The organism is Microcystis aeruginosa LEGE 91341, from assembly GCF_015206885.1.
Lineage (GTDB): Bacteria > Cyanobacteriota > Cyanobacteriia > Cyanobacteriales > Microcystaceae > Microcystis > Microcystis aeruginosa_H.
In genome coordinates this window covers 23,445-31,013 of record NZ_JADEXY010000044.1, presented here as the reverse complement: position 1 = coordinate 31,013, position 7,569 = coordinate 23,445, and the positions used below count along the sequence as shown (strand labels likewise).

At 43.4% G+C, this 7,569-nt stretch carries 6 protein-coding genes; 5 read left to right on the top strand and 1 reads right to left on the bottom strand.

What is annotated here, in order from left to right; genetic code table 11:
* The first annotated feature begins 268 nt into the window (after positions 1-268).
* Positions 269-1,810, top strand: coding sequence for a ferredoxin--nitrite reductase (locus IQ234_RS08930; RefSeq protein ID WP_193956832.1), 1,542 nt, complete (start codon positions 269-271; stop codon positions 1,808-1,810).
* A gap of 219 nt (positions 1,811-2,029) precedes the next feature.
* On the opposite strand, the gene IQ234_RS08925 is transcribed toward IQ234_RS08930, so the two are convergent.
* Complete coding sequence (locus IQ234_RS08925; RefSeq protein WP_193956831.1) at positions 2,030-3,064, bottom strand: PstS family phosphate ABC transporter substrate-binding protein; 1,035 nt, start codon at positions 3,062-3,064, stop codon at positions 2,030-2,032.
* Between the two features lie 383 nt (positions 3,065-3,447).
* Here IQ234_RS08925 and pstS point away from each other — a divergent pair, with 383 nt between their 5' ends.
* The 4 genes from pstS to pstB all read left to right on the top strand — a co-directional run bounded on the left by pstS (position 3,448) and on the right by pstB (position 7,512).
* The gene (gene pstS / locus IQ234_RS08920; protein WP_193956830.1) at positions 3,448-4,569 is read left to right on the top strand and encodes a phosphate ABC transporter substrate-binding protein PstS; all 1,122 of its coding nucleotides are present in this window, start codon (positions 3,448-3,450) and stop codon (positions 4,567-4,569) included.
* A 91-nt stretch (positions 4,570-4,660) separates the two neighbouring features.
* On the top strand, positions 4,661-5,620 hold the full coding sequence (gene pstC / locus IQ234_RS08915) for a phosphate ABC transporter permease subunit PstC (protein ID WP_151696972.1): 960 nt from the start codon (positions 4,661-4,663) through the stop codon (positions 5,618-5,620).
* Between the two features lie 99 nt (positions 5,621-5,719).
* A complete protein-coding gene (gene pstA / locus IQ234_RS08910) occupies positions 5,720-6,613 on the top strand; it encodes a phosphate ABC transporter permease PstA (protein ID WP_002749314.1) in 894 nt (297 codons plus the stop codon).
* A 95-nt stretch (positions 6,614-6,708) separates the two neighbouring features.
* A complete protein-coding gene (pstB, locus tag IQ234_RS08905) occupies positions 6,709-7,512 on the top strand; it encodes a phosphate ABC transporter ATP-binding protein PstB (protein ID WP_104396344.1) in 804 nt (267 codons plus the stop codon).
* Positions 7,513-7,569 lie beyond the last annotated feature (57 nt).

The following is a 7,569-nucleotide window of genomic DNA, read 5'->3' as shown; positions in this document are numbered from 1 at the left end:
CCTCCCCACTTCCCCACACCCCACCTTAATGCACTTACTGCATGACAGAAATCCTTAAACACGATGGTTAAAGGATTTCTGTTACAAACAATACAAAATTATCCAAGTTAAAAAGAATTAAATAACAAATAGAGACTAGGTAAATTACTAAATTTTTGCTAATGACGACTGTATTTTAAAGAATACTTATTGTTAAATCCCGATTTCTTCATTTCTAACCCGCACCAACTAGAACAATTGCACCCACAAACCAGAAGGAGATAGACTCGTGGTACAAGCACCTGAAAAAGATGGAACAACTCTCAATAAATTCGAGAAATTTAAAGCCGAGAAAGACGGACTAGCCATTAAAGATGAACTAGATCATTTTGCCCAAATCGGTTGGGAAGCGATGGATAAAACCGATTTAGAATATCGCTTAAAATGGGTAGGGGTTTTTTATCGTCCCGTCACCCCGGGTAAATTCATGATGCGTTTGCGGGTTCCTAACGGCATTATTAGCGGTGAGCAAATGCGCGTTTTAGGGGAAATTGTGCAGCGTTACGGTGATGATGGTAATGCCGATATTACTACTCGTCAGAACTTACAATTACGCGGTATTCGTATCGAAGATATTCCTGATATTTTCCAACGACTAAAATCCGTGGGTATGACTTCGGTACAATCGGGCATGGATAATGTCAGAAATATTACCGGTTCACCCATGGCAGGACTAGACGCGGATGAATTAATTGACACCAGGGAATTAGTCCAAAAAGTCCAAGATATGATTACCAACTGTGGTCAAGGTAATTATCAATTTACCAATCTGCCCCGCAAATTTAATATTGCCATTGAGGGGGGACGCGATAACTCGGTTCATGCGGAAATTAACGATATTGCCTTTGTTCCTGCCTATAAAGAAGGAGAATTAGGCTTTAATGTTGTGGTAGGTGGCTTTTTCTCGGCTAAACGCTGTGAAGCGGCAATTCCTATGAATGTTTGGGTGAGACCGAATCAGGAGGTGGTGGATTTATGCCGAGGGATTTTAGAAGTTTACCGCGATAACGGGTTACGCGCCAATCGTCAAAAATCCCGTTTAATGTGGTTAATTGATGAGTGGGGAATCGAGGAATTCCGCACGCGGGTGGCTAATCACTTAGGTTATCCCTTAGCAACGGCAGCCGAAAAAGACGCTATTGACTGGGAAAAACGGGATCATTTGGGAGTTTTTCCGCAAAAACAGGAGGGATTAAGCTATATCGGTCTTTGTGTTCCCGTTGGTCGTCTATTTGCCGATGATATGTTCGATTTGGCCCGGATTGCCGAAGTGTATGGCAGCGGAGAATTACGTTTAACGGTGGAACAAAACGTGATTATTCCCAATATAGCGGCTGAAAATATGCCGACTCTTTTAACCGAGCCTTTACTGGCTAAGTTTACCCCCAATCCCACTCCTTTACAACGAGCGCTCGTTTCCTGTACGGGGGCGCAATTCTGCAATTTTGCCCTGATTGAAACCAAAAATAAGGCTGTGGACTTGATTCGTCAGTTAGATGCCGAATTAAATATCCCCCGGGGTGTGCGGATTCACTGGACTGGTTGCCCTAACTCCTGCGGACAACCCCAAGTGGCCGATATCGGTTTGATGGGGACAAAAGCGCGCAAAGACGGCAAAACCGTCGAGGGAGTTGACCTCTACATGGGGGGTAAAGTGGGTAAAGATGCTCACCTGGGAAGTTGTGTACAAAAAGGGATTCCCTGTGAAGACCTAAAATCGGTGTTAACCTCTATCCTCATCGAGCAATTTGGGGCGACACCGAAGGGTTAATTAAGTAGGGTTTGCTGAAAAAGTTTTTCCTGGGGGCAGGGTGTAGGGTGTAGGGTGTAGGGTGTAGGGTTTTACCCATTTTGAGGGGGTCAATTACCTAATTTTCAGGGAAAAAGTCCCTGAGTTCTCCCCCCGCTCACTCCCAGAGCCGGTACTTTTTGATTGACAAAAAGTCTAAAAGTCTTACCAAACAAGGTTTTTAGATTTATTCAGCCAACCCTACTTAGCTTCAAATTGAGCTTGTTTGCGAAGTAATTCCCCGATGGTTAAATTGGGTTGAGGTCGGCCATCAAAAACCGTTCCTACCTCAAATTTTTGCAACTGTACCCGTGCCAAATGATAGGCCTCATCCGGTAGGGGAATATAACCAATACTATCTAATAAATCAGGAACTCGATCGAGATAATATTTAACAAATTTCTCTAAAGCGGGATTCTCTTGGGCTTTTTGAGCATTAACATAAATAAACAAAGGACGAGATAAAGGCTGATATTTACTATCCTCGACATTGCTGCGAGTTGGTTCAATACCGTTAACTTTCAAAGCTTTTAATTTATCCCGATTTTGTTCATAGTAAGCATGGCCAAAATAGCCTAATGCGTTGGGATCTTGACTGACGGCATTAACTAAAGCTTGGTCATCTTCACTAAAGTTAAAATCCCCACGACTGGCATCTTTGCCGTTAATTACCTCACTAAAAAAATCGTAGGTTCCGGAGTCTTTACCCGGTCCGTGAAGGGTAATCGGTTGGTCGGGCCAAGCGGGATTAATTTGATTCCAACGTTTGATTTTATTCTCGGCCGCTGGTTCCCAAATAGTTCTTAATTCTGTGGTGGAAATATCATCAACCCAGTTATTTTGGGGATTGACTACCACGGTTAAAGCATCAAAAGCGATCGGTAGTTCGATAAATCTTACCTTATTAGCATCACATTCTTTTAATTCTTCCACAGAAATTGGCCGAGAAGCATTATTAATATCCGTTTCTCCCGCACAAAATTTTCTAAAACCACCGCCGGTTCCTGAAATGTTAGCATCAATTTTAACATCAGCCAAAGCTTTGTTAGGGGTATTAGCTTTAAAATCTTCGAGAACTTTGTTGGTAATTGGTGCTACGGTACTCGAACCATCAATTTTAATTGGTTTTAGGTCTTGAGGATTAATATTGGCACAAGCGGGGAAAAGTAGAGCAGTTCCTAGTATGGTTGCGACTACTTTGGTGGGACGAGATAGCTGAGTAAAGATTTCTAGCATAGGTGTCAAAAGGAGAAAGTAAAAACGGGTATTGGGGATACTTTTCAGTTATCAGTGGGGAAGTGGGGAAGTGGGAAGAAAAAAGCTGAGGGATGATGGATAAAAACCTTAATCTTTTCTTTGTTGTTTTTACGTCACTATAATGGTAAGGAAAGAGAAAACCCCTATCTAGACAGGAAAAGTTAGCGGCTTTACCCGCGACTTAAAACTAATGTTTAGTCAAAATAAATGGTAAAAGAAGTGGAGATTTTTGTCTAGTTATCGAGAAAAATTTTCTTGACAATACATTACGTTCTTTTATTCACTTCTTAACCTATTCTTTACCAAGTCGTGGTAAATTTTAGCGTAAGATTTAAGGCAGTTTACGGATCAAAATTAATCCTATGCTCAACAAAAACAGAACCCATTTACTAACAGCCTTATCCCTAGCCACTTTAACAGCGACTTTAACCGCTTGTGGGGGCGGCGATACGGCAGGAACTAGCGGAGAGGGAAGCAATAGAATCGCCCAGGTTCCCCTAAAAGGAGAAGTTGCCCTCAATGGTGCGGGTGCTTCTTTTCCTGCGCCCCTATATCAAAACTGGTTTGTCACCATTAATCAACTATTTTCCAAACTGCTAATTAACTATCAATCTACTGGTAGCGGGGCGGGAGTCGAACAATTTATCCAAGGTACGATCGATTTTGGCGCTTCCGACGTAGCCATGACTGACGAAGATATGGCCAGAGTTAGCCGAGGGGTTTTACTGCTACCGATGACGGCGGGAAGCATCGTTATGGCTTATAATTTGCCCGGAGTAGAAGGGCTGAAACTAAGTAGGGAAGCCTATGTAGGCATCTTTTTAGGCACGATTACCCGTTGGAATGATGCCAAAATTGCCGCCGATAACCCCGATTTAAAACTACCCGATGAAGAAATTACCGTAGTTCACCGGGCAGACGGTAGCGGAACAACGGGAGTTTTTACTAAGTTTTTAAGCGCCGTTAGTCCCGAATGGAAAAAAAGCATCGGTGAAGGAAAAGCCGTACAATGGCCGACCAAAAAAGGTAAATTTCTCGGTGGTAGGGGCAATGAGGGCGTAACTGCCCTAATTCAACAAAATCCAGGCTCGATCGGTTATATTGAGTACGGTTTCGCTAAAAATAATAACCTGCCCATGGCCGCCCTGCAAAATCAGGCGGGTAAATTTGTCATTCCCGATGAAACCAACGCCGCTGCTACCCTCGCTAACGTTGAACTGCCTGAAAATTTACGCGCTTTTATCGTCGATCCGCCGGGGGAAAATTCCTATCCCATTGTCACCTATACCTGGATGTTGGTTTACAAAAAATACAACGATCCCCAAAAAGCTTTAGCAATGGAGGCGATGATTGAATTTGGACTTAACCAAGGACAAGAACAAGCAGCTCCCCTTGGTTATATTCCCCTACCGAAAAACGTCCGGGAACGAGTAGCCGCCGCTGCTGATGTCATCTATCCTGATTACACGATCAAGGTGGATTAGTCGCCGAAAAAATGTATTCAAAGTTACAATAGTGTAGAAAGGCCAATTTCGACCTTAGCTACCGCAAACTAGCTGGATTTTAACCCTAATCATGAGTGCGCCCACAGTTTCGCCCGACTCAACTTTTAAAGAACGTCCAGAATCGGAAAAAATCCTCGATAAAGGCTTTGTCGGATTAACCACCGCCTTTGCCATCGCTATTGGGGTAATTTTGCTCCTAATTGCCCTAGTTATTTTTATTCGGGCCTTACCAGCGATTCAAACCTTTGGTCTGGGATTTTTGACCAGTAGCGCTTGGAATCCCGTGCGCGGTCGGGAAGAATTCGGAGTTCTGCCGGTTATCTACGGAACTCTCGTTAGTTCTCTGATTGCCCTCCTGATTGCTGTTCCCCTCGGCATCGGTTCAGCGATTTTTTTAAGCGAAGATTTTATTCCCTTAAATGCGCGGACAATTTTGGTTTTTCTCGTACAACTTTTGGCCGCTATTCCCAGTGTTGTTTATGGATTATGGGGTATATTTGTATTGATTCCTATCCTCAGACCCCTTGGTAACTGGTTAAATGCTAATTTTAGTTGGATTCCTCTGTTTAGCACGCCTTTAGGGGGGCCGGGGATGTTACCGGCGGGGGTAATTTTAGCAATTATGATCCTGCCGATTATTATCGCTATCTCTCGTGACTCTTTGGCCGCTTTACCGCCGGATCTAAGGCAAGCTTCTCTAGGTTTGGGGGCCACCCGTTGGGAAACAATTTTTCGGGTCTTAATTCCTGCCGCTTTTTCTGGGATTGTTGGGGGGATTATGTTAGCTTTAGGGCGCGCTTTAGGGGAAACCATGGCAGTAACGATGATTATCGGCAATTCTAACCGCATTAGTGCCTCTATTCTCGCCCCTGCTAACACGATCGCTTCCTTATTGGCTAACCAATTCGCCGAAGCCTCGGGAATGCAAGTATCAGCTTTAATGTATGCTGGTTTTGTTCTCTTGGTTTTGACCCTAGTAGTCAATATCTTCGCAGAATTAATCGTTAATCGCGTTAAAGCTAAGTATTAAGCCGTCAGAAGGCAGAAGGCATCTTTTTTCTCCCCACTCCCCCACTCCCCCACTTCATAATTCATAATTCATAATTCATAATTCCCACTGATAACTGACATGGATAGTGCGAATTTAGGCAATAATCTCAAGAAGAAACCGAGTAGTCCTCGATCGCTATTGGGGACAATTATGACCGTCCTCTCGGCTTTATGTTTAGCTGTCACCGTGATTCCCCTTTTTGCCGTCCTAGGCTTCGTTTTTGTGCAAGGGGTGGGTCGTTTAAACGCCAATCTCTTTACTAAATTACCGCCACCGCCGGGGTTAGGAGGAGGAGGCATCGCTAATGCCATTTTAGGGACAATTATTGTCGTTGCCCTCGCTACAGCGATCGCAGTTCCCATCGGCGTTTTAGCGGCGGTTTATCTCTCGGAATTTAGCGGTGATAACAAACTTGCCCAGGGTGTGCGCTTTGCTACCAACGTTTTAGCGGGTGTCCCTTCGATTATTGTCGGGGTTTTCGCCTACGGTTTGTTAGTTGCCCCCTTATTTGGCGAAGGAACAGCCCTTTTAGGCTTTTCTGCCCTGGCCGGTTCGATCGGTTTAGCGGTGTTAATGTTACCAACTATTATTAGAACCACCGATGAGGCTTTAAAAATCGTTCCCCAAGACATCCGCTGGGCAGCCATGGGTTTAGGGGCCTATAACTACCAAACCGTCCTAAAAATCGTCCTTCCTGCGGCAGTTCCCGCTATTTTAACCGGTGTCACTTTAGCAATTGCTAGGGCTGCCGGGGAAACCGCCTCCTTAATTTTTACGGCATTATTTTCTAACTTTTGGCCTCGGGGTGTCTTTGAACCGATTGCCACCCTTTCGGTCTTAGTTTTCAACTTTGCTACTGCCCCTTTTGCCCCTCAACAGCAATTAGCTTGGGCCGGTGCTTTAATTCTCGTGCTTTTGGTATTGGTAACTAACATTTTATCCCGTTTAGCCACGCGCCAGAAAACCTATTAAGTAAAGTAAAAAGTGAAAAGCAAAAAGGGATATTTAAGTAAAAATCTACCTATCTTTCTGATTCCTAAATTAGCCAAATTCAAGGTAAATAATTTATGCTAACTAACTCTAACCCCCATTCTACAGGAACCGTTTTAAAGGTCGATAAGGCTGATATATACTATGGTAATTATCGAGCAGTACGAGATGTTTCCATCGATATTCCCAAAAATAGAGTCACCGCTTTTATCGGACCCTCTGGCTGTGGAAAAAGTACCATTCTCAGGTGTTTTAATCGTCTCAATGATTTAATTCACGGTTTTCGTATTGACGGCAAAGTTTTTTATCATAACCAGGATATTTACTCTCAAGAGGTGGATCCTGTCGAAGTCAGAAAATGTATCGGTATGGTGTTCCAGCGCCCTAATCCTTTTCCAAAATCCATCTATGATAATGTGGTTTACGGAGCGCGATTAAATGGTTATAAAGGCGATTTAGATGAATTAGTAGAAACTTCCTTGCGTCGAGCAGCTCTCTGGGAAGAAGTAAAAGATAAACTAAAAGAAAGCGGTTTTTCCCTATCGGGGGGACAACAACAAAGATTATGTATTGCTCGCACTATTGCCGCTCAACCAGAAGTATTATTAATGGATGAACCCTGTTCGGCACTCGATCCAATTTCAACTTTAAAAGTTGAGGAATTAATGCACGAATTAAAAGAACGTTATACAATTATTATTGTTACTCACAATATGCAACAAGCTACTAGAGTAGCGGATTTAACGGCTTTTTATAACGCTGAACCCACCGATAAAGGTGGCAAAATTGGCTATCTAGTCGAGTTTGATCATACTAACAAAATCTTCGGTGATCCTCAAGAACAAGCAACTAAAGATTATGTTAGTGGACGTTTTGGCTAAATCAGTTATCAGTTATCAGGAGTTAGGAGACGGGAGTTAGGAGATAGGAGACGGGAG